The following is a 21626-nucleotide window of genomic DNA, read 5'->3' on the forward strand; positions in this document are numbered from 1 at the left end:
GCCCGAATCAGCCGAGCAGTTTTCCCGGGTTCAGGATCCCCGTCGGGTCGACCACGGACTTCGCGGCGCGCAGCACGGACAACCCCAGCGAGCCGATCTCCGGCTCCAAGTAAGGCGCGTGGTCGGCGCCCACGGCGTGGTGGTGGGTGATCGTGCCGAGGCCGACGATCGCCTCCGAGGCGGCGTGCTTGGCGCGCTGCCATTGGCCGACGGGGTCGGCGTCGTCGCGGGAGGTGAGGACCGTGAAGTACAGCGAAGCGCCCGTCTCGTAGACGTGCGAAACGTGGCACATCACGATCGCGCGGCCGAGCGAAGCCACGAGGGCCGCCCGGACGGCGTCGTGCAGGTCGTCCAGCCGAGACCAGTACGCGGCGGTCTCCAGGGTCTCGACGCACACCCCCAGGTCCATCAACGCGTCGCGCTGGCGCGGGCCCGAGAACCGGCCGTGCCGCCACGACTCGCCGAGCGCGGTGCCGATGCGCAGGGCGCCCGCGCGACGCAGGAACCGCGTCGTGCGGTGGCGGCGGGCCTGCACGTCCCTTTCCCAGCCGACGATCAGCAGACACGGGTGCTTCACACCCCGCGCGGTGAGGTACGCCCGCAGCGCGGACGTCTTCAGGCCAGCGTTCAGCGCGAACGACACCGCCGTCTCGTCCACATCGGACAGTCGCGTGACGTCGGCCGTCGCGTGGTTCTGGGCGAGGGTGCGCATGGCCTCAGAACCAAGATCCCAGCCGTCGATCACCCAGCCTTCGTACCGGCGCGCGACAGGCACCGGCCGCACCCGCAGAGCAACCTCCGTGATCACACCCAGCGTGCCTTCGCTGCCCACCGCGAGCTGCCGCAGATCCGGCCCCGCCGCCGACGCGGGCGCGACCCCGAGCCGCCATTCGCCCTGGGGCGTCGCCACGCGCACGCCCGCCACCATGTCCTCGAAGCGGCCGTAACCCGCCGACGCCTGCCCAGCCGAGCGCGTGGCCGCGAACCCGCCGATGGTCGCTCGCTCGAACGACTGCGGCACGTGGCCGAGGGTAAACCCGTGCTCACCCAGCAGCCGCTCGGCCTCGGGCCCGCGCACGCCGGCCTGCAGCACGGCCAGGTGCGACTGCTCGTCCACCGACACCAGCGCGTCGAGCCGCACCAGGTCGAGCGCGATCACGGCTTCCTTGTCGCCGCGCAGCGCCGCGACGCCGCCGACCACCGACGTGCCGCCGCCGAACGGCACGACCCCCACGTCGTGGCGCACGCAGACCTCGAGCACGGCCTGCACCTGCTCGGGCGAAGCGGGCAGCACCACCGCGTCGGGCGCCGGCACCGAGTCGCCGAGCCGGCGGTGCAGCAGGTCCAGATAGGACAGACCGCCCGCGCGCTCGAGGCGCGAGTCGGCGTCGACCAGCACGTTCTCCTCGCCGACCACGGCCGAAAGGTCCTCGCGAGCCTGGCCGGGAAGGGCAGAACCGGTCAGGTTCGGGACGAAATCCGGCTTACGCCCTCGATCAGCACCCACCGGGCCGATACGCTGGCCGAGCCACCGGACCGCCCGATCGGGCAGCGAGGCGGTGCCAGCGCCGTCGCCGGTCCACGACTGCCGGATACGGTGGTTTATGAGATCACTCACGACTACAGTGTGACATATGGACGTCAAACGTCACTCCCCACCGGGAGAGACTCCCTCGGCCCTCGCGGGGGCCCGCAGCCGCCAGACCTCAGCGCGCGTTGCCGACGACGTGCTGCTCGACGCCGCGCGCGAGTGCGTGCTCGCGGTCGGTGTCCGGCGCACCACGCTCGCCGAGATCGCGCGCACCGCGCGCGTGAGCCGCATGACCGTGTATCGCCGGTTCCCTGACGTACGCAGTGTGCTCGCCGCGCTGATGACGCGCGAGTTCAGCGGGCTGCTCCAACACGCCAGCCACGCGGGCGACGACGCGGCCAACACCCGCGAGCGCCTCGTGCTCATCGCGGCGGCCGGCGTCAGCGCACTCGCGGCCGACCCGCTGTTCCGCACGCTGCTCGACGTCGACCCGGAGCTCGTGCTGCCCTACATCGTGGAGCGGCTCGGGGCCACGCAGATCTTCGCCGAACAGGTGCTGCGCCAGCTGCTCGAGGCCGGGCACCGCGACGGTTCCGTGCGCCAGGCCGAGGTCACCGCGCAGGCGCGCTCGATCCTGCTGGTCGTGCAGTCGTTCGCGTTCTCACTGCGGCCCGCCACCGCGGACCTCGACGAGCAGGCGTTGCTCGACGAGTTCCGGTACCTCGTCGACGCGGCCCTCAAGCCATGAGCACCGCCGACGTTCTCCTCCCCGCGGAGGCGGCATGAGCACCGCCGACGCACTCCTCCCCGCGGAGGCGGCATGATCACCGCCGACGCACTCCTCCCCGCGGAGGCGGCATGAGCACCGGCTCGCTGAACGCACGCCGGCGCGAGCGTGAGCTGGACCGGCTCACGAACGGTGAGCGAGTCGATGTCATAGTGGTCGGCGGCGGCGTCACCGGCGCCGGCATCGCGCTCGACGCGGCGGCCCGCGGATTGTCGGTCGCGCTGGTCGAGGCCCACGACCTGGCATTCGGCACGTCACGCTGGTCGAGCAAGCTCGTGCACGGCGGCCTGCGCTACCTCGCGAAGGGCGAGTTCGGCCTCGCGCACGAAAGCGCTGTCGAGCGCGGGATCCTGATGACGCGCACGGCGCCACACCTCACGCGCGCGATGCCGCAGCTGTTCCCCTTGTACCCCAGTACTTCCCGCCCGCAGCAGGCCGTGATCGCCACCGGTCTGCGCGCGGGTGACGCGCTGCGCCGGACCGCGCGCACGCCATCGTCGGTGCTGCCGAGGCCCCGGCAGATCCCGGTGGCCGAGGCCGTGGCGCTGGCTCCGGGCCTCGCGCCCGCCGGTCTGCGCGGCGCGCTGCTCGCCTATGACGGCGCCCTCGTCGACGACGCGCGCCTGGTCGTGAACCTCGCCCGCACGGCCGCGATGCTGGGCGCGCGGATCCTCACGCACGTGGAAGCCGTGTCGCTTTCGGGCACCGGCGTGCGCGTGCGCGAAGGCTCGGCCGAGTACGAACTCCACGCGCGCCAGGTCGTCAACGCGACCGGTGTGTGGGCGGGCACGCTCACCGACGCCGTGCGGCTGCGGCCGTCGCGCGGTTCGCACCTGGTCCTCTCGCCGGGCGCCGCCGCGGTGGGCGGGACGTCGGTGAACGTCGCCGTGCCCGGGGAGAGCAACCGGTTCGTCTTCCTGCTCCCGCAGGTCGACGGCCGCGTCTACTTGGGACTCACCGACGAGCCCATCGAGGGTGAGATCCCGCCGGTGCCCGAGGTGCCGGAGTCCGATGTGGACTTCCTGCTGTCCGTGGCGTCCTCCGTGCTCGCCCGGCCGCTGTCCCGCGCCGATGTGATCGGCTCCTACGCCGGCCTGCGCCCCCTGGTCGCCGGCTCCGCCGGCAGCAGCGCCGATCTTTCGCGCAAACACGCCGTGGTCACCGGCACCGACGGCGTACTCACCGTGGTCGGCGGCAAGCTCACCACCTACCGCCGCATGGCCGAGGACGCCGTCGACGCCACGCTGGTGCACTCGGGCCTGCACGCCGGCCCGTCGCGCACCTCGCGGTTGCCGTTGCTGGGCGCCGCCCCACGCGCCCGGCTGTCCCTTGTGGACGCTCCGGCCCGCCTGGTCGCAAAGTACGGCACGGAAGCTCCCCGCGTCGCCGCCCTCGGCGAGGTCGACCGGACGTTCGCCGCCCCGCTGTTCGACGGCACGCAGATCACCGCGGCCGAGGTCGTCTGGGCCGTCCGCCACGAGGGCGCGCTGGACGTCGAAGACGTACTCGAACGCCGCACCCGCCTGTCGCTCGTCCCCGCCGAAGCCGACGCCGCGCGCGCCCGCGTGGCGGAGCTCGTGGAGAAGGCCCTGGCCGGACTGTCCTGAACACCGGGAGAGGACCCGCGCCGTTCGCTAGAGTTGGCGACGCGCGGCTCACCACTGTCCACACAGGTGTTCGGAGAGGGGGCGGTTTTGCCCGGAGGAGCACTCGAGATCGACGCGATCTCCAAGCGCTACGGCCGCAAGCTCGCCCTCGACGGCGTGACGTTCGATGTGCGGCCGGGTGAGCTGTTCGGCTTCGTCGGCAGCAACGGCGCCGGCAAGACCACCACCATGCGCATCGCGCTCGGCGTGCTCGCCGCCGACTCCGGGGAGGTCCGGTTCGCGGGCGAGCCGGTGACGCACGAAACCCGCACGCGCTTCGGGTACATGCCCGAGGAGCGCGGTTTGTACCCGAAGATGAAGGTGCTCGACCAGCTCGTCTTCCTCGCGGAGCTCCACGGCCTGAGCACCAACGACGCCCACCGCGCCACCGAGCTGTGGCTCGCGCGGCTCGGGCTGGGCGAGCGCCGCAAGGACGAGGTGCAGAAGCTCAGCCTCGGCAACCAGCAGCGCGTGCAGCTCGCGGCCGCGCTCGTGCACGACCCCGACGTGCTGGTGCTCGACGAGCCGTTCTCCGGCCTCGACCCGATCGCCGTCGACGTGATGAGCGTGGTGCTGCGGGAGAAGGCGGCCACCGGCGTGCCCGTGGTGTTCTCCAGCCACCAGCTCGACCTGGTCGAGCGCCTGTGCGACCGCGTCGGGATCATCCGCGACGGGCGCATGGTCGCCGTCGGCACGGTCGAGGACCTCACGCGCGGCGCCGGCAGCCGGCTCGTGGTCACGGCGCCGGGCGCGCGGCCCGGCTGGGCGTCGACCGTGCCCGGCGCGCGCGTGGTCGAGTCTTCCGGCGCGACGACGGTGCTGGAGCTGGCATCGAGCGCCGACGACCAGGCCGTGCTCGCCGCCGCGCTGGCCACCGGGCCGGTCACGGAGTTCAGCCGGCAGCGGCGATCGCTGACCGAGCTGTTCCGCGACGCCGTCGCCCAGGGAGGCCCGGCGTGAGCCGCATCAGCGCCGTGCGGGCCGTGCGGCTCGTGGCGAAACGCGAGGTGAACACGCGGCTGCGCACGCGAGCGTTCGTGGTCAGCACGGCGGTGTTGTTGCTGCTGCTTGTCGGATATGTTGCGCTGCAGGCGTTTCTCCTCGGGTCCGCCACCACGACCAAGGTCGCGCTGACCGGTCAGGCACAAGGGATCGCGCAGCAGCTACAGCTGGCCGGGAAGGCCGGCGGGGAGACGATCGACGTGGTCACCGTCGCGTCCGAACAGGACGGTCTTGCGCAGGTACGCAGCGGCGACGTCGACGCGCTCGTGTCCGGCAGCGCCTCGCGGCTGCGGGTCACCGTTAAGTCTACTGTGAACCCGACGCTGCAGCACACCCTCGACGGGATCGTTCAGCAGCAGGTGCTCGACGCACAGCTCTCGGCCGCACACCTCGACCCGGTCGCCGTGCACCAGGCGGTGTCCGCGGCCCACGTCGACGTGCTGCCGCTGGAGCAACGCGATCCGCGGGCCGGGCAGAAGCTCGTGGTCGGCGTGGTGGTGGCGGTGTTGCTGTACCTGAGCATCATCACGTACGGGATGCTCGTGGCTCAGGGCGTGGTCGAGGAGAAGTCGAGCCGGGTCGTGGAGATCCTGCTGGCGGCCGTGCGGCCGTGGCACCTGTTGCTGGGCAAGGTGATCGGGCTCGGGCTGGTCGGGCTGGCGCAGCTCGGGATCCTCGCCGTGGTCGGGCTCCTCGCGGCGCTGGGCACCGGTGTACTGGGGTCGATCTCGGGCATCGCCGTCGGCGCCGTGGTGTGGGGCGTCGTGTGGTACCTGCTCGGTTTCCTGCTCTACGCCATGATTTACGGCGCGGCGGGCTCGCTCGTCTCGCGCCAGGAAGACACGCAGACGGTGGTGGCGCCGGTGAACATCGCGCTGGTCATCGGGTTCGTAGCGGGCATCAACCTCCTCACGCAGTCACCCGACGGCGCGGCGACGAAGATCCTCTCGCTCATCCCGCTGCTGTCGCCGATCCTGATGCCGGCGCGCATTGCCACGGGTTCGGCCGAGCTGTGGGAGATCGTGCTGTCACTGGTGTTGACGGCGGCGCTGATCGCCCTCGTGACGTGGGTCGGGGCGCGGATCTACCGCAACGGCGTGCTGCGCGTGGGCAGCCGGCTGAAGCTGCTCGAGGCCCTGCGCGGCTGACAGTGCACGAATGACCCCGCCCGGCTGACCCTTAGGTAGCCGAGCCCGGGTTTCTCCCCGATGGCAGGTCGTTCGCGAGTCGAAAGACTCGCTGTCATGAAGAGAAACCCGCTGATCCGCATCGCCGCGGCCGCGAGCGCCGCCCTCCTGCTCACCGCCGCCGTGACCCCGGCCGCGCTCGCCGAGCCCGCCGCGCCGGGACATTCAGCGCCGGCGCGGTCCACGCTGCCGCCGATGAACCCGGCCTCGCTGGCGGGCGCCATCGCCGGCCTGCCCAACGCCCAGGCCACCGGCGCGCTCGTGCAGGTCCGCGGCTCGGCCGGCGCGTGGAGCGGCGTCTCCGGGACAGCCGACCTGAGCACCGGGGCACCCGTCCCGGCGAACGCGCACTTCCGCATCGGCAGCATCACCAAGACGTTCACTGCTGTCGTCGTACTGCAGCTCGCCGCCGAGCACCGCCTCGACCTCGACGCGCCCGTTCAGCGCTACCTACCGGGCCTGCTGCCGGCGAACTACCCGCGGATCACCGTCGCGCAGCTGCTCAACCACACCAGCGGCCTGCCCGGCGTCGACCTGCCCGAGGATCCACAGTGGATCGTCGACCACCGCTACACCGTCTTCACGCCGCAGCAGGTGCTGGCCACGGCGTTCCAGCACGACCTGGTCTTCGCGCCCGGCACGAGCCAGCAGTACACGAACACCAACTACCTCGTCGCCGGGCTGCTCGTCGAGAAGCTCACGCACCACTCCTACGGCGACGAGGTGCGCGACCGCATCCTGCGCCCGCTCGGCCTGCGCGACACCTCCGTGCCCGGCAACGACCCGAACCTGCCCGCGCCGTACGCCCACGGCTACCAGCTCGTGAACGGGCAGCTCGTGGACCTGACCCGCATGAACCAGTCCATCCCCTGGGCCGCGGGCGAGATGATCTCCACCACCGCCGACCTCGACAAGTTCCTGATCGCCCTCTTCCAGGGCCGGCTGGTGCCGAAACCCGTGCTGCAGCGCATGTTCACCGTGCCGGCCGTGACCACCTTCGGCACCGACGACCCCGCGATCTACAGCCAGGGCCTCATGACCGAGACCGTCAACGGCGTCACCGTCTGGGGCAAGACCGGCAGCCGCTACGGCTACACCAATGGCATCTGGGCCACCCGCGATCTGCAACGCAGGGTCGTCTACTCGATTAACACGGCCGACAAGGACTTCGACGGCCAGCCGGAGATCGTGCAGAAGCTCGCGCTCGCGATCGCCGGTCTCTGACCCTGAGTGGACGGCCCGGTCCGGGGGTCCGGGCCGTCCACTCAGGACCTCAGAACTTCAAGAGCCCGTGATCGCCCCATACCGCTGCAATGCCACCTGCCGCTCGTGCGCGTGATCCACCAACGGCTCCGGATAGCCCGACGGCCGATCCTTCAGCTTGTGCACCGCTTTCCCCGCCACCCCACGCAGCTCCGGCACATAACGCCGTACATAATCGCCGTCGGGATCGAACTTCTCCCCCTGCGTGGTCGGGTTGAAGACGCGGAAGTAAGGCGCCGCGTCGGTACCCGAGCCTGCGACCCACTGCCAGTTCAGCTGGTTGGACGCGAGATCGCCGTCCACCAGATGACGCATGAAGTGCCGCGCGCCCCACCACCAAGGCAAGTGCAGGTCCTTCACGAGGAAGCTCGCGACGACCATCCGGACCCGGTTGTGCATCCAGCCCTCGGCCAGCAGCTGGCGCATGCCGGCGTCGACGATCGGGTAGCCGGTGCGGCCGGCGCACCACGCGTCGAACGCGTCCGAATCGGAGTCGTGGTCCATGCGGTCGAAGCGAGAGTCGTAGTTTTCACGGGCGGTTTCGGGGCGGTGCCACAGAACATCCGCGTGGAACTCGCGCCAGCACAGCTCCGAGCGCAGCGCCTGGGCGCCGTCGCTGGAATCACCCGACAAGTCGGCGAGCATCGTGCGTGGATGGATGGCGCCCCAGCGCAGGTAGGGCGACATCCGCGTGGTGCCCGGACGGTCGGGGCGGTCGCGGTCGGTGGCATAGGAACGCACGCCCGAGTCCAGGAAATCGTGCCAAACCGAGAGTGCCGCCGGTTCGCCGGGCGCAGGCAACGCCATCTCCCCGAGGTCCGGAAGTGCGGGGAGCTTCCGCGACGCAGCAGGCGTCACCCAGTCCACAAGGGACGCACCCGTATCCGCCGACCGCCGCCAGCCGTGCCGTGTCCACGCGCGGTGGAACGGCGTGAACACCCGGTACGGATCACCGTCCGGTTTGGTCACCCGCCCCGGCGCCACCGCGTAGGGCGACCCGGTGACCACCCACGAAATGTCGTGCTCCGCCAAGGCTTCCGCCACGGCGGCGTCACGGCGCCGGCCATAAGGACCGGCATCGGCGCTGACGTGCACCGCCGAAGCGCCCACCGACCGCGCCACCCGCACGACTTCCCGCACCGGATCGCCGTGGACCACCATCAGCCGGCCGTCCAGCGCGGCGTCCAGCGATTCCAGACACCCCAACAGAAACGCCCGTCTCGGCGCGCCCGATGGCTTCAGCAGCTTCTCGTCCAGCACGTACAACGCCAGCACCGGCTCGCCGGCCTCCGCGGCCGCCAGCAGCGCCGCGTGGTCGCCGAGCCGCAGGTCTCGCCGGAACCACAGCAGGCTCGTCATACCCGCCAACGCTAAACGCCCCGCCGTGCGGCTGCACGGCGGGGCGTTCAGAACAGTCCAGAGCGGGGAACTCAGCGCTCCGAGATCGACTTGTAGTCGCGCGACGCGTGACCGGTGTAGATCTGGCGCGGGCGCCCGATCTTGGTCTGCGGGTCGTTGATCATCTCGCGCCAGTGCGCGATCCAGCCGGGGAGCCGGCCGAGCGCGAAGAGCACGGTGAAGAACTTCGTCGGGAACCCGAGCGCCCGGTAGATGAGGCCGGTGTAGAAGTCCACGTTCGGGTACAGCTTGCGCTCGACGAAGTAGTCGTCGGAAAGCGCCGTCTCCTCGAGCTTCTTGGCGATGTCGAGCAGCTGGTCGCCGCCCGCGATCTTGCCGAGGATCTCGTCGGCGGTGTTCTTGATGATCTTCGCGCGCGGGTCGTAGTTCTTGTAGACCCGGTGCCCGAAGCCCATGAGCTTGACACCCTTTTCCTTGTTCTTCACGCGGTTCACGAACGAGGCGACGTCGCCGCCCTCGTCGCGAATGCCCTCGAGCATGTCGAGAACGGCCGCGTTGGCACCGCCGTGGAGCGGGCCGAACAGCGCGTTGATGCCCGCCGAGATGCTGGCGAACAGGTTCGCCTCCGACGAGCCGACCAGACGCACCGTCGACGTCGAGCAGTTCTGCTCGTGGTCGGCATGCAGGATGAACAGCAGGTCGAGCGCCTTGGCGACGGCCGGGTCCACCTCGTACGGCTCCGCGGGGAAGCCGAAGGTCATCCGCAGGAAGTTCTCCACCAGGCCCAGCGAGTTGTCCGGGTACAGCAGCGGCTGGCCCACGGACTTCTTGTACGCGTAGGCAGCCAGGGTCGGCACCTTCGCGAGCAGGCGGATGGTGGACAGCTCCACGTTGGGCTCGTCGAACGGGTTCAGCGAGTCCTGGTAGAAGGTCGACAGCGCCGAGACCGCGCTCGAGAGCACGGGCATCGGGTGCGCGTCGCGCGGGAAGCCCGAGAAGAAGGCCTTGAGGTCCTCGTGCAGCAGCGTGTGCCGCTGGACCTTCTCGGTGAAGTCGGCGAGCTGGGCCTCGGTGGGCAGCTCACCGTAGATGAGCAGGTAGGACACCTCGATGAAGCTGGACTTCTCGGCGAGCTGCTCGATCGGGTACCCGCGGTAGCGCAGGATGCCAGCATCACCGTCGATGTAGGTGATGGCCGACGACGCGGCACCGGTGTTCACGAACCCGGGGTCGTAAGTGATGTACCCCGTCTGCGCGAGCAGCTTCCCCAGCTCGATCCCGGGTGCGCCCTCCACCGGGTGGACGACCTTGAATTCGTGCTCGCCACTCGGCAGGCGCAGCGTCGCGGTTTCGCCGCCGGACTGCCCCGCATTCGTCGCGTCGGACATGCAGGTCCCTCTCACGTTGGCACGGGCCGGCGGCGCCTGTACGTTCCACAGGTAGCCACGTGTTCACGCGAGGAAACACGCGCCTCGCTGCACACCGCCCCGCTGGGGTATGAATTCCCCCCTACGCTAGTCGAAATAAGGGTGTGCGCGCAGCCGCTGCGTTGCCCTCAATAGCCCCTTTGGGACCAGGTTCACACGGTGGAAGCCATTTCCCGCGCCGTCGGCGGCTCCGCGCCGCTGCGCGAGACGGTGATCGAGGCCGCTTTCGCGGCGTAGCCGAGAGCCTCGCGCCACGCGTCGGCGTCGAGTGCGGCCAGGTCACGGACCTCGCGGGTGTGCAACCACGCCAGCAGCGCGCCCTGAACGGTGTCGCCCGCCCCGATCGTGTCGACCACCGGTACCCGCCGCGAAGGCACGTGGGCCAGCTCACCTGCGGCGGTGATCACGGACAGCCCTTCGGCGCCGCGGGTCAGGACGACCGCGTCCACACCGGACTCGACCCACGTCTTCGCGGCCGCCACCGGATCGGCTCCTTCGGTGAGCCACGCCGCGTCGTCGTCGGAGATCTTCAGCAACCGGACATCGGGCAGCCACGACGCGAACCGTGCGCGGTAGGCGGCCGGGTCGGCGATGAGCGCCTCGCGGATGTTCGGGTCGAGCGCGGTGAGCGTGCCGCGCGCGGCCTCTCGGCGCAGCATCGCTTCGTACGCGCTGGCGCCGGGCTCCAGCACCAGGCCGAGCGTGCCGAGCGAAAGGGCGGTGGCGTCGTCGGGCAGCGTGCCCGGGTCGGTCACGAGCCGGTCGGCCGTGCCCTCGACGTAGAAGGTGTAGCGAGCGGCACCCGTTTGGTCCAGTGCCACCACGGCGAGCGTGGTCGGCTCGTCGCCGCGCTGCAGCAGCGAGGTGTCCACGCCGGAGTCGACGAGCCGGTCGACGAGCGCGACACCGAACCGGTCGGTGGACACGCGGGACAGGAAGGACGCCGGCACACCGAGCCGCGCGGCGGCCAGCGCGACGTTGTAGGGCCCGCCACCCAGCCGTGGCAGCAGAGCGCGCAGCCCACCGTCCACATTGGAGTCCAGCAGTTCACCCGGAACGAGGTCGACCAGCGCCTCTCCACCCACCACGATCACGAGCGCGAGTGTAGAGGACGGTTTCGTGACAAATCCTGTCCTCAGTCCTTGTTCAACCCACCGAGGAGGAGCTCGCCGAGCGCGGTGAACGCCTCGGCGTCGGACACGTCGGTGCGGCGTCCGAGCACCCCGGTCTGGATGCCCTCGACGATCAGCCCCGTCATCTCGGCGACGAGGCGGGCGTGCACGTCGCGGAACACACCGTCGGCCACGCCCTTGTCGATGAACGCGCGGATGCGGCGGGCGGCGGCGCGGCTGTTGAGCTGGTAGGTGTCGCGGGCCGGCTCGAACTGCGCGATGTCGGTCATGAAGGCGGGCGACGCGCGGTTCAGGTGCTCCGAGACGCCGGCGAGGTACTCCCCGATCAGCTTGCGCGCGTCGTCGATGCCCTCAATGCGGGTCTCGATGCGCTTCGCGGCGCCCCTGAAGAAGTGGGCGACGACCTTCACCGCGAGCTGCTCCTTGCTGGGGGCGAGCGCGTAGAGGGTCGACTTGGAGCAGCGCAGGCGGGCGGCCAGGTCGTCGAGCGTGAAGCCGGCGAAACCCTCCGCGAGGAACAGCGCCTCTAGCTCGGCGAGCAACGCCTGCTGCCGCGCCGTCGGGCGACGTCGGGCTTCGGGGTCAGACGGTACTGCCATCGGGGGGCCACCAGCTTTCCTGATCGCGTCACTATCCCTCATTAACGCAGGACAGCTCCCACCTCCGTACGGTACTCTCAAACGGCCCCCAGTACTGTTTTCAGTACTCCTGCCACTGGAGGAGCCATGCCGGCGGAACGTTTGCTGCCCACCCCCGAGGCCGAGGACCTGCTCGCGCTGGTCAGGGAGATCGCGCGCGACGAGTTGAAGCCCCGCGCCGCGGCGGCCGAGGAGGCTGAGGAGTTCCCGCGCGACGCGTTCACGCTGCTGGGCAAGTCCGGGCTGCTGGGGCTGCCGTACGCCGAGCGCTGGGGTGGCTCCGACCTGCCGTACGAGGTGTATCTGCAAGCGCTGGAGGAGATCTCCGCCGCGTGGATGACCGTCGGCGTGGGGCTGTCGGTGCACACGATGTCCTGCTACGCGCTGGCCCACCACGGGTCCGACGAGCAGCGCTCCCGCTGGCTGCCGGACATGCTCGGCGGCGCACTGCTGGGCGCCTACGCCCTGTCGGAGACGCAGGCCGGCTCCGACGCGGCCGCTTTGTCGACCCGCGCGCGCCGCGACGGCGACGACTACGTGGTCAACGGCACCAAGGCCTGGATCACCCACGCCGGCGCCGCCGACTTCTACACCACCATGGTCCGCACGAGCGACGACGGCGGCCACGGCATCTCGTGCCTGCTCGTCGACGCCGCCACTGCCGGTCTGTCCGCGGCTCCTCGCGAACGCAAGATGGGCCTCACGGGCTCCCCGACGGCGCAGATGATCTTCGACAACGCGCGGGTGCCGGTCTCCCGCCGGATCGGCGACGAGGGTTCCGGCCTGAAGATCGCCCTGTCGTCACTGAGCTCCGGCCGCCTCGGCATCGCCGCGTGCGCCGTGGGTCTGGCGCAGGCCGCGCTGGACGAGGCCGTGGCCTACGCCAAGGGCCGCACCCAGTTCGGCAAGCCGATCATCGAGTTCCAGGGCCTGGAGTTCCTGCTCGCCGACATGGCCGCCACCGTCGAATCCGCCCGCGCGACCTACCTCGACGCCGCCCGCCGCCGCGACCGCGGCCTCGACTTCCAGCGTCAGTCGTCCGTTGCGAAACTCGTCGCCACCGACGGCGCCATGCAGGTGACCACCGACGCCGTCCAGGTCCTCGGCGGCGCCGGCTATACGCGCGACTTCCCGGTCGAGCGATACATGCGCGAGGCGAAGGTCCCGCAGATCTTCGAGGGGACGAACCAGATCCAGCGGATGCTGATCGCGAGGGCGCTGAAGGCTGCCTGACCCCCGCTTCGTGGGTGCTGCCGGCCGAAGCGGGCAGCACCCACGCGCAGGTCAGCGGGTTTCGCGGTACCGGCGGTCCGCCGCGACGCCCTCGCCCGTGGACTCGTCGTAGTGGTAGACATCGCGGCCCCGGACGAAGACGCGCAGGGCGCGGTTCATGACGTCCAGCGGGTCGCCCGACCAGAGGACCACGTCGGCGTCCAGGCCGGGCGCCAGGGAGCCGATGCGGTCGTCCAGGCCCAGCATCTCGGCCGGGTGCACGGTGAGCGAGCGCAGCGCCGTCTCGGGGTCCAGGCCGTCCTTCACGGCGAGGGCGGCCTGGTAGACGAGGAAGTTGATCGGCACCACGGGGTGGTCGGTGGTGATGGCGATCTTCACGCCCGCGCGCGCCAGGATGCCGGCCGAGCGCAGGGAGCGGTTGCGCAGCTCGACCTTGGACTTGGTGGTGAACAGGGGGCCCAGGATGACGGGCACGCCGCGTTCGGCCAGCAGGTCGGCGATGAGGTGGCCCTCGGTGCCGTGGTTGATCACGAGCTTGTAGCCGAACTCGTCGGCCAGCCGGATGGCCGTGACCATGTCGTCGGCGCGGTGCACGTGCTGGTCCCAGTACAGCTCGCCGTCGAGGACCTTCGACAGCGTCTCGTGCGTCAGGTCGACCTCGTGCGGCTTGCCTTCCGCGAGGGCGTGCTCGCGCTTGGCCTGATAGTTGCGGGCCTTCGTGAACGCCTCACGCAGGATCGCGGCCACGCCGAGGCGGGTCGACGGCGTCTGCTTCTTGTCGCCGTACACGCGCTTCGGGTTCTCGCCCAGTGCGCTCTTCACGCTCACCTGCTCGGCGAACGTCATGTCCAGGATGCTGCGGCCCCACGTCTTCACGCCGATGGTCTGGCCGCCGATCGGGTTGCCCGACCCCGGCTTGATCACCACGCTCGTGACGCCGCCGGCCAGCGCGTCGTCGAAGCCCGGCTCGTACGGGTCGATGCCGTCGACCGCGCGGAAGCGCGCGCCGTTCGGGTCGGTCATCTCGTTGGTGTCGTTGCCGGCCCAGCCTTCGCCGTCCTCGTGGACGCCGAGGTGCGCGTGCGCGTCGATGAAGCCGGGCAGAACCCAGCTGCCGGACGCGTCGACGAGCTCGGCGTCCTCCGGCACGTCCACGTCGGCGGCGGCGCCGACCTGGACGATCCGGCCGTCTTCGATGAGCACGGTGCCGTCTTCGATGGGAGCCGAACCGACGGGGACGACGTAGCCCCCCACAATCGCCTTAGAAGCCATAGTTTGACACGCTAACGAATTGCCGCCGGTGCCCGCTCGCGGGGTTTCTCCAGGTGGATGAGCTCGTAGTCCGCCTCGGGGCTGCGGTGGGTCTCGCGGTAGCCCAGCTTCGCGTACAGCCGCAGCGGCCCGGCGGAACGTTCGCCGGTGAACAGCCGGAACCGCGCGACCTCCGCAGGTGCCAGCTCCTCCGCCACGAGCAGCAAAGCCGTGCCGAGGCCCTCGCCCTGCCGGTCCGGCGCCACGGCCAGCCGGCCGACCTCGCCGACGTCGCCGTTCACCCGGACCCGCACCGTCGCGATCAGCCGCGAGCCGGCGCGCACGCCCCACACCGGCAGCGACGGGTCGGCGAGCGCCGCGCGCACGCTCTCCAACGGCTCCACCAGCGGCGGGAGCTCGAAGTTGTCGTGCGCGCGGGCCTCGCTGAGGTACGCGGCGCGCTGCAGCGTGAGCAGCTCACCGGCGTCGGCCCCGGTCAGCAGCTCGGGCGACACGGTCACGGAACGCGGATGCCCCAGCTGCCCGACCACGACGTCGCGGGCTCCAGCTCGATCAGGTCGGTGCCGGTGTTGAGCGCGTCGGCCGGGCAGGTCATCGGCTCGAGCGCGACAGCGCGGCCACGGCCGGTCAGGTCGTCGGGCGTGAACACCTGCACCCAGCGGAAGTCGGGGCCGGTCCAGACCACCAGCCGCTGGTCCTCGTACGAGAGCACGTGGTGGTGCGTGCCGTCGTCGGCCAGGGAAAGCGAGCCGAACGCCGTGTCGAGGTCGACGCCCGCAAGCACCCGGCCGCTGCGGAAGTCGTACTCGGTGTCCGCGACATCCTGCTCGTCCGCGTACGGCATCTGCTGGTCACCGACGTACGGGCGCACGCGCGAAGCCGGCAGCGTGAGCGTGAGCTCGTCGGTCGGCACGTCGCCGATGCGGAAGTACGGGTGCGTGCCCACGCCAACGCCGATGGGTTGCTCACCCTCGTTGCGGATCTCGTGCGTGATCGTGAGCTCGCGCGGCTGCAGTTCGTAGGTGATGGTGGCGCGCAACGGCACCGGCCAGCCCGGCTGCACCTCGACGTCGACCGCGAGCGTGATCGACGATTCCGCGTGCTCCAGCAGCTCCCACTCCTTGTGGCGAGTGAGGCCGTGGATCGCGTTGCCACGCGCGGCTTCCGTGATCTCCAGCTGCTGCATCTCGCCCTGGAACTCCCACTCGCCGCCCTTCGTGCGGTTCGGCCACGGGAGCAGCACCTGGCCGAGGCCCTTCGGCGGCATCTCATCGGCCGCGTACTCCTCGACGTAGGGCACGCCGCCGACCTCGAACGCACGCAGGCCGGCACCGATCTCGGTGACGATGGCGCGCGCGTTGCCGCGGGTGATTTCGAACTGCTCTCCGGTGGGGTTGGCCATGCCGCAGACATTACCGGCGGACACCACGTGGATGCGGCCGGTCAAACTAACTAGACCGGTCGTCATAGTTTGAGCTACGGTGAGCCGCATGGTCCGCCGCACCGACTCCCGCCGCCGCATGCTCGACTCCGCCGCCGAGCTGTTCCAGGCGCAGGGTTACCACGCCACCGGCCTCACGCAGCTCGTCGCCGCGGGCGGAGCCCCGAAGGGCTCGCTGTACTTCCACTTCCCCGGCGGCAAGGAGCAGCTGGCGGCCGAGGCCGTACGGCTGTCGAGCGAACGGGTGGCCGACGTGCTGACCGCCGTGGTCGCGGCCGCGCCGGATCCGGCGTCGGCGATCGACGCGGTGGTCGACGCCTTGGCCGCCTCGCTCACCGAGTCCGACTTCCGGCGCGGGTGTCCACTTGCGACAGTCGCACTGGAGGCCGCCGCGGAGAGCGAACCGATCCGCGAGGCCTGCCAGGACGGTTACGCCGGCTGGCACACGCGGCTGGCCGAGTACTTCACCGCCCAGGGTCTTGCGGTTGACCGCGCTGCCTCCCTGGCCACCGTGGTGCTCGCGTCGATCGAAGGCGCGCTGCTGTTCGCCAAGACCCGCCGCGACGTCACGCCTCTTCGCGACATCGCCGCCCACCTGCACACCACCGTCGAGAGGGAGTTCGCCTGATGCGCGTGCACCACCTGAACTGCGGCACCATGACCCCGATCGGCGGCCGGCTCGTCGACGGCCGCCCCGGCCTGTTCCGGCACGCCACACTCGTGTGCCACTGCCTGCTGCTCGAGACCGCCACCGGCCTCGTCCTGATCGAGACGGGCATGGGCACGCCCGCCGTCGCCGACCCGGAACGCTGGCTGGGCCGCCGGTTCCTCACCCTGTCGAAGCCCGTGTCCCGGGCCGAGGAAACCGCCGTGAGCCAGATCCGCGCCCTCGGCCTCGACCCGGCCGACGTGCGCGACATCGTGCTGACCCACCTCGACCTCGACCACGCGGGCGGCCTCGTCGACTTCCCGCAGGCCCGCGTGCACGTCTACGCGGCCGAGCTGGCGGCATACCACGCGGGCAACCCGCGGTACCGGCGCGCGCAGCTCGCCCACGGTCCACAGTGGACGCCCTACGAAGACGCCGGCGACGACTGGTTCGGCTTCTCCGCCGTCCGCGAGCTCGACGGCGTGCCCGACGTCGCGCTGATCCCCCTGGCCGGCCACACCACCGGCCACGCCGGCGTCGCCGTCCACACCGACACCGGCTGGCTCCTCAACGCCGGCGACGCCTACTTCTACCACTCCGAAATCGACGAACCGGCCCGGATCCCGCCGGGCCTGAAGCTTTTCGAACGGTTGGTGCAGACAGTGCCCGAGCAGCGCATCGAGAACCAGCAGCGCCTCCGCGAGCTGCGGCTGACGAGCGACGTCACCATCTTCGCCGCCCACGACCTCACCGACTTCGAACGCCTCAGCCGACCGGCTCACGCTTGACGTCGCGCCGGTCAAGACCCCGCTTGACCAGCCAGTTCACGAACCACAGCACCACACCCACCCCGAGCAGGATGGCCGCCACGCGGTAGTCGCTCGCCGGGCGGCCCGACAGTGGGCTCACGAGGTAGAGGCAGAAGATCGCCGCGAGCACGGGGATCACGGTGGGCGCGCGGAAGTGCTTGTGCGCCACCTTGTCCTTGCGCAGCACGAGCAGTGCGACGTTGACGATGGCGAACACCACGAGCAGCAGCAACGCCGTGGTGCCGCCGAGCGCACTGATGTCCACAAAGGACACCAGGAGGATCGCGATGGCGCTCGTGAAGATGATCGACACCCACGGCGTGCGGCGCGTCGGGTGCACGCGGCCGAAGACCGACGGCAGCACGCGCTCGTTGGCAAGGCCGTAGAGCAGGCGGCTGGCCATGAGCATGTTGATCAGCGCCGAGTTGATGACCGCGAACAGGCCGATGGCCGAGAAGATTTCGCGCGGGAAGCCGGGGGCGCCGACGTCGAGCACGGTGAGCAGCGCGCTGCTCTTGGCCGCGGCCAGGTCGTCGGCCGGGACGAGCAGCGAGGATGTGATGGACACCAGCACGTAGATCGTCGCCGCGATGACCATGCCCCAGAGCATCGCCTTCGGGAAGATGCGGACCGGGTCGTGGCATTCCTCGGCCATGTTCACGGAGTCCTCGAAGCCGACCATCGCGAAGAAGGCCAGCGAGGTGGCCGACGTGATGGCCACCAGCCACGTCTTGTCAGCCGTGTTGATCTCGACCAGCCGCGAAGGTTCGCCGTCGCCGTTGATCACGGCCCACACGCCGACGCCGATGATGATCAGCAGACCGGACAGTTCGATGCAGGTGAGCACCGCGTTGGCCTTCACCGATTCGCCCACGCCGCGGAAGTTGATCAGTCCCAGCGCGATCACGAACACGATCCCGACCAGCACCATCGGCAGCTTCACGAACGCCGCCAGGTACGTCGCACCGAACGCGACCGCGGCCGACGACGCCGACGTGATGCCGGAGCACATCACCGCGAACGCGACCATGAACGTCAGGAACGGCACCCCGAACGCCTTGTTCGTGTACAGCGCGGCGCCCGCGGCCCGCGGATACTTGCCGACCAGCTCCAGGTAGCTGAACGCGGTCATGAACGCGACCACGAAAGCCAGCAGGAACGGCAGCCACAGCGCACCGCCGACCCGGCCGGCGACCTGGCCGGTCAGCGCGTAGATCCCCGTACCGATGATGTCGCCGACCACGAAGAACAACAGGAGCTTCGGCCCCATCACGCGCCGGAGACCCGGTCCACCCACCTGCGGACCGTCCGCCTCAACGTCCGTCATGGGCGAATAGTCTGCCTTGTCCGGCCGCCTCGCGAAAGTCAGACGGCGGTGACAGCCGTTTTGACCAGCGGAACCATCATCTGCTGGGTCATCTTCACCGGACCGGTGTAGTTGACGAGCACGGGCACGCCCTTGGCGATCTTGGCCGTGGCGAGCGTCGCGGTCTTCTGCTCGTCGATGTAGTACACGGCGCCGTTGGCGAAGCCCGGCACGTCGACGGCGCCCGGCTTGGCCTTCTTGATCGCCGCGACCATCTCGGCCGGGTCGGCCTGGCGGCCCTCGTACCGGGTCACGGCCAGCGCGCCGGCCTGCTTGTCGCCGACGAGGTATTCGCAGCTCGTGGCCTTGCCCCCGTTGGCGGCGTTTTCCTGGTTCGGGCCGACCTTCGACGTCACGCCGGGGATCTTGATCGCGTTGCCGACCTCGCTGGCCGACAGGAGCGAGCACGTCGAACCCGGCGGCGCGGGCGTCGTGGAAGACGGTTTCGGCGGAGCGGCCTGCTGCTCACCCGAGGAGCAGGCAGTGAGCGCGGCGGCGGTGAGCAACAGGGCGACCGGGTAAACACGCATGCCCGGCATGTTAGGCCGTTCGGACTATTCTCCCGCGACCGGTTCGGCACCCTTCGCCGCGACCGGCTCCGGCTTGGCCTCTCCCGTGGGCGCGCGATAGCGCCAGAACGCGGGCAGCACCAGCATCGCCGCGAGCACCAGCACGATCACCAGCAGCCCACCGCCCGTCGCGGCGGCTTCGGTGCCCCACTCGGCGCCGGCCCAGCCGTGCGTCAGGTCGGCCAGCCGCGGCCCGCCCGCGACGACGACCGTGAACACGCCCTGGAGGCGGCCGCGCATCTCGTCGGTGGTGGCGGTCTGCAGGATGGCCTGGCGGTAGACGGAGCTGACCATGTCGGCGCCGCCTGCCAGCGCCATGAAGATCACCGCGAGCCACAGCGAGTGCGCGAGCCCGAACGCCGCGACCGCCGCGCCCCACAGGCAGATCGAGACCACGACGGCCACGCCCTGCCGCGAAACGCGGTGCAGCCAGCCGGAGAACAGGCCGATCAGCATCGCGCCGGCCGGGAGTGCCGCGTAGAGCAGACCCAGCGCCGGACCGCCGCCCGGCGGGTCGCCGAACGTCCGCTCGGCCATCTCCGGGATCAGCGCGCGCGGCATGCCGGCGACCATCGCGATGATGTCGGCGACGAACGACGCGAGCAGCACCTTCTGCTTGGCCAGGTAGCGGAACCCGTCGACCACGTCGCCGAACCCCGCGCGCCGCGACGGCCCGTTCAGCGGCGGGATCGGCGGCAGCCGCCACACGGAGATGAGCGTGATCAGCAACGCGCACACGTCGACGAGGTACAGCGTCGACAGGCCGATCACGGGGATCAGCGCCCCACCGAACAGCGGCCCGAACACCGCGCCGAATGTCGACATCGTCGTGTTCAGCGCATTGGCTGACGGCAGGAGTTCAGGGGGCACCAGCCGCGCGACGACGGCGCCGCGCGTGGGCATGTTGATCGCGAAGAACGCCTGGTTGGCCGCGAGCAGCACCAGCACGAGCGTCACGGAGCGGAAGTTCGCGAAGGCCTGCAACCACAGCAGCGCCGAGGAGACCGCCACACCGATGTTCGTGACCAGCAGCAGCTTCCGCCGGTCGACCGCGTCGGCGATCGCCCCGCCCCACAACCCGAACACGAGCAGCGGCACCAGCGCCACGGCCCCGGTCAGCCCCACATACCCGGACGACCCCGTCAGGTCGAACACCTGCTTCGGCACCGCCACCGCCGTCAGCTGCGACCCGACCGCGGTCACCGCCGTCGACATCCACAACCGCCGGAACGCCGGAATCTTCAACGGCCGCGTATCGACCACGATGCGCCCGAGGACTCCCCGCGCCCCCCGACGAGGGCGCGCCGCCCCCGGATCAGAACTCACGACTCACTATCTTAGCCGCGCTAACTATCGCCCCGCGGGTGATTTTGATCGCCGGACATTCGTCCGGAATGCCGCTTTCAGTAGATCTCACCCACCACAACCCGGCAGCCGAACCCACCTACCCCACGGCCATCGATGCACCCAACTCACCCGTGCACCCAGACCCGCCCCTGCACCTCGATCCCCGCGCCCTTCACAATCAAAGATCGGGGTGCCCACCGCTCACCGGAACGGCGACGTACCCACCCTAAGCAACCAGCAGCCACCCACCCACTCAGCCAAAGAAGCGATGGATCAGGGAGCCAACCTCTCCACCTGCCACCCATCATCCGTCCGCCTGAACCTCAACCGGTCATGCATCCGGTCTTCCCGCCCCTGCCAGAACTCAACGAAGTCAGGCCGGATCCGCCAGCCACCCCAGTGCGGCGGCGCCGGAATCTGCTCCACATCCCCGAACCGCCGCTCGATCCCGCGCAGCGCGTTCTCCAACGCCCGCCGGCCGTCGACGATCCGCGACTGCGGCGAAGCCCAAGCCCCAAGCTGAGACCCGCGCGGACGCTGCGCCCAGTACGCGGCCGTCTCCGCGGAGCCGACCTTCTCCACCTCACCCCGCACCGTGACCTGCCGCTGCAGCGAGTACCAGGGGAACGTGGCCGACGCGTACCGCGTGGCCGTGAGGTCGTGACTCTTCGCCGACGTGTAGTTCGTGTAGAACACCACGCCGCGTTCGTCCAGCCCCTTGCACAGCACCGTGCGCGACGAGGGGTGACCCTCGTGGTCCGCCGTGGCGAGGACCATCGCGTTGGGTTCGGCGACGCCTTCGGAGATCGCCTGGCCCAGCCAGTTCTGCAGTTGCTCGGTCCAGGTGGCCGCGAGCGCCGTCTCGTCGAACGGAGCGCCGTCGTAGGCCACCCGCATCCCAGGCAGCCGGACCACCGCGTCGGCTACGTCGGCCACCTCGTCGGTCTCCGGCATCATGGGCCCCAAC

At 70.4% G+C, this 21626-nt stretch carries 20 protein-coding genes; 8 read left to right on the forward strand and 12 right to left on the reverse strand.

The features are described from left to right. Positions 1–7 precede the first annotated feature (7 nt). A complete protein-coding gene (locus tag K1T34_RS13190) occupies positions 8–1618 on the reverse strand; it encodes an FAD-binding oxidoreductase (RefSeq protein WP_220244551.1) in 1611 nt (536 codons plus the stop codon). 16 nt (positions 1619–1634) lie between these two features. On the opposite strand from K1T34_RS13190, the gene K1T34_RS13195 reads away from it, so the two are divergent. From K1T34_RS13195 to K1T34_RS13215, 5 genes are all read left to right on the forward strand, one after another. Further along, positions 1635–2279 carry a TetR/AcrR family transcriptional regulator gene (locus K1T34_RS13195; RefSeq protein ID WP_220244553.1) on the forward strand — a complete coding sequence of 215 codons (645 nt, stop codon included), beginning with the start codon at positions 1635–1637 and terminating at the stop codon, positions 2277–2279. A gap of 110 nt (positions 2280–2389) precedes the next feature. After that, positions 2390–3925: a glycerol-3-phosphate dehydrogenase/oxidase gene (locus tag K1T34_RS13200; RefSeq protein ID WP_220244554.1), complete on the forward strand. Its 1536-nt coding sequence runs from the start codon at positions 2390–2392 to the stop codon at positions 3923–3925. A gap of 87 nt (positions 3926–4012) precedes the next feature. Further along, positions 4013–4924 (forward strand): ABC transporter ATP-binding protein, encoded by a 912-nt coding sequence (locus K1T34_RS13205; protein ID WP_220244556.1) that lies wholly within the window; start codon positions 4013–4015, stop codon positions 4922–4924. Next, a complete protein-coding gene (locus tag K1T34_RS13210) occupies positions 4921–6114 on the forward strand; it encodes an ABC transporter permease (RefSeq protein WP_220244558.1) in 1194 nt (397 codons plus the stop codon). The genes K1T34_RS13205 and K1T34_RS13210 overlap by 4 nt, the downstream gene beginning before the upstream one ends. Positions 6115–6210: 96 nt before the next feature. Beyond that, on the forward strand, positions 6211–7377 hold the full coding sequence (locus tag K1T34_RS13215; RefSeq protein WP_255638486.1) for a serine hydrolase: 1167 nt from the start codon (positions 6211–6213) through the stop codon (positions 7375–7377). Positions 7378–7434: 57 nt separating this feature from the next. On the opposite strand, the gene K1T34_RS13220 is transcribed toward K1T34_RS13215, so the two are convergent. The 4 genes from K1T34_RS13220 to K1T34_RS13235 all read right to left on the reverse strand — a co-directional run bounded on the left by K1T34_RS13220 (position 7435) and on the right by K1T34_RS13235 (position 11934). Then, positions 7435–8775: a deoxyribodipyrimidine photo-lyase gene (locus K1T34_RS13220; protein ID WP_220244559.1), complete on the reverse strand. Its 1341-nt coding sequence runs from the start codon at positions 8773–8775 to the stop codon at positions 7435–7437. Positions 8776–8846: 71 nt separating this feature from the next. Continuing rightward, positions 8847–10163, reverse strand: coding sequence for a citrate synthase (locus tag K1T34_RS13225; RefSeq protein WP_220244560.1), 1317 nt, complete (start codon positions 10161–10163; stop codon positions 8847–8849). A gap of 191 nt (positions 10164–10354) precedes the next feature. Beyond that, positions 10355–11296, reverse strand: coding sequence for a carbohydrate kinase (locus K1T34_RS13230; protein ID WP_220244561.1), 942 nt, complete (start codon positions 11294–11296; stop codon positions 10355–10357). Positions 11297–11337: 41 nt separating this feature from the next. Further along, positions 11338–11934 carry a TetR/AcrR family transcriptional regulator gene (locus K1T34_RS13235; protein ID WP_220244562.1) on the reverse strand — a complete coding sequence of 199 codons (597 nt, stop codon included), beginning with the start codon at positions 11932–11934 and terminating at the stop codon, positions 11338–11340. 126 nt (positions 11935–12060) lie between these two features. Here K1T34_RS13235 and K1T34_RS13240 point away from each other — a divergent pair, with 126 nt between their 5' ends. Beyond that, positions 12061–13206 (forward strand): acyl-CoA dehydrogenase family protein, encoded by a 1146-nt coding sequence (locus K1T34_RS13240; RefSeq protein WP_220244563.1) that lies wholly within the window; start codon positions 12061–12063, stop codon positions 13204–13206. A gap of 51 nt (positions 13207–13257) precedes the next feature. On the opposite strand, the gene K1T34_RS13245 is transcribed toward K1T34_RS13240, so the two are convergent. From K1T34_RS13245 to K1T34_RS13255, 3 genes are read right to left on the reverse strand one after another with little or no spacing between them, the layout of a single operon-like run. Further along, entirely contained in the window at positions 13258–14478 is a 1221-nt protein-coding gene (locus K1T34_RS13245; RefSeq protein WP_220244564.1) for an amidohydrolase, read from the reverse strand. 11 nt (positions 14479–14489) lie between these two features. Then, positions 14490–14972 (reverse strand): GNAT family N-acetyltransferase, encoded by a 483-nt coding sequence (locus tag K1T34_RS13250; RefSeq protein ID WP_370643820.1) that lies wholly within the window; start codon positions 14970–14972, stop codon positions 14490–14492. A gap of 2 nt (positions 14973–14974) precedes the next feature. After that, positions 14975–15880: an aldose 1-epimerase family protein gene (locus K1T34_RS13255; RefSeq protein WP_220244566.1), complete on the reverse strand. Its 906-nt coding sequence runs from the start codon at positions 15878–15880 to the stop codon at positions 14975–14977. Between the two features lie 88 nt (positions 15881–15968). Here K1T34_RS13255 and K1T34_RS13260 point away from each other — a divergent pair, with 88 nt between their 5' ends. After that, positions 15969–16547: a TetR/AcrR family transcriptional regulator gene (locus K1T34_RS13260; protein WP_220244567.1), complete on the forward strand. Its 579-nt coding sequence runs from the start codon at positions 15969–15971 to the stop codon at positions 16545–16547. Continuing rightward, positions 16547–17356: an MBL fold metallo-hydrolase gene (locus K1T34_RS13265; protein WP_220244568.1), complete on the forward strand. Its 810-nt coding sequence runs from the start codon at positions 16547–16549 to the stop codon at positions 17354–17356. The genes K1T34_RS13260 and K1T34_RS13265 overlap by 1 nt, the downstream gene beginning before the upstream one ends. On the opposite strand, the gene K1T34_RS13270 is transcribed toward K1T34_RS13265, so the two are convergent. From K1T34_RS13270 to pdxH, 4 genes are all read right to left on the reverse strand, one after another. After that, positions 17334–18704, reverse strand: coding sequence for an APC family permease (locus tag K1T34_RS13270; protein ID WP_220244569.1), 1371 nt, complete (start codon positions 18702–18704; stop codon positions 17334–17336). The two genes, K1T34_RS13265 and K1T34_RS13270, sit on opposite strands and share 23 nt — an antisense overlap. A gap of 38 nt (positions 18705–18742) precedes the next feature. Next, positions 18743–19273: a hypothetical protein gene (locus K1T34_RS13275; RefSeq protein WP_220244570.1), complete on the reverse strand. Its 531-nt coding sequence runs from the start codon at positions 19271–19273 to the stop codon at positions 18743–18745. A 24-nt stretch (positions 19274–19297) separates the two neighbouring features. Then, a complete protein-coding gene (locus tag K1T34_RS13280) occupies positions 19298–20638 on the reverse strand; it encodes an MFS transporter (RefSeq protein ID WP_220244571.1) in 1341 nt (446 codons plus the stop codon). 294 nt (positions 20639–20932) lie between these two features. Beyond that, positions 20933–21616 (reverse strand): pyridoxamine 5'-phosphate oxidase, encoded by a 684-nt coding sequence (pdxH, locus tag K1T34_RS13285; RefSeq protein WP_220244572.1) that lies wholly within the window; start codon positions 21614–21616, stop codon positions 20933–20935. Positions 21617–21626: the final 10 nt, after the last annotated feature.

This window comes from Amycolatopsis sp. DSM 110486 (assembly GCF_019468465.1).
In the GTDB taxonomy this organism is placed as follows: domain Bacteria; phylum Actinomycetota; class Actinomycetes; order Mycobacteriales; family Pseudonocardiaceae; genus Amycolatopsis.

What these genes read in the sequence shown, in the direction of transcription:
- K1T34_RS13220 (WP_220244559.1), bottom strand. Translation starts at nt 8,775, where the DNA reads ATGACGAGCCTGCTGTGGTTCCGGCGAGACCTGCGGCTCGGCGACCAC.
- K1T34_RS13235 (WP_220244562.1), bottom strand. Translation starts at nt 11,934, where the DNA reads ATGGCAGTACCGTCTGACCCCGAAGCCCGACGTCGCCCGACGGCGCGG.
- K1T34_RS13225 (WP_220244560.1), bottom strand. Translation starts at nt 10,163, where the DNA reads ATGTCCGACGCGACGAATGCGGGGCAGTCCGGCGGCGAAACCGCGACG.
- K1T34_RS13260 (WP_220244567.1), top strand. Translation starts at nt 15,969, where the DNA reads ATGGTCCGCCGCACCGACTCCCGCCGCCGCATGCTCGACTCCGCCGCC.
- K1T34_RS13270 (WP_220244569.1), bottom strand. Translation starts at nt 18,704, where the DNA reads ATGACGGACGTTGAGGCGGACGGTCCGCAGGTGGGTGGACCGGGTCTC.
- K1T34_RS13215 (WP_255638486.1), top strand. Translation starts at nt 6,211, where the DNA reads ATGAAGAGAAACCCGCTGATCCGCATCGCCGCGGCCGCGAGCGCCGCC.
- pdxH (WP_220244572.1), bottom strand. Translation starts at nt 21,616, where the DNA reads ATGATGCCGGAGACCGACGAGGTGGCCGACGTAGCCGACGCGGTGGTC.
- K1T34_RS13245 (WP_220244564.1), bottom strand. Translation starts at nt 14,478, where the DNA reads ATGGCTTCTAAGGCGATTGTGGGGGGCTACGTCGTCCCCGTCGGTTCG.
- K1T34_RS13275 (WP_220244570.1), bottom strand. Translation starts at nt 19,273, where the DNA reads ATGCGTGTTTACCCGGTCGCCCTGTTGCTCACCGCCGCCGCGCTCACT.
- K1T34_RS13240 (WP_220244563.1), top strand. Translation starts at nt 12,061, where the DNA reads ATGCCGGCGGAACGTTTGCTGCCCACCCCCGAGGCCGAGGACCTGCTC.
- K1T34_RS13195 (WP_220244553.1), top strand. Translation starts at nt 1,635, where the DNA reads ATGGACGTCAAACGTCACTCCCCACCGGGAGAGACTCCCTCGGCCCTC.
- K1T34_RS13255 (WP_220244566.1), bottom strand. Translation starts at nt 15,880, where the DNA reads ATGGCCAACCCCACCGGAGAGCAGTTCGAAATCACCCGCGGCAACGCG.
- K1T34_RS13200 (WP_220244554.1), top strand. Translation starts at nt 2,390, where the DNA reads ATGAGCACCGGCTCGCTGAACGCACGCCGGCGCGAGCGTGAGCTGGAC.
- K1T34_RS13265 (WP_220244568.1), top strand. Translation starts at nt 16,547, where the DNA reads ATGCGCGTGCACCACCTGAACTGCGGCACCATGACCCCGATCGGCGGC.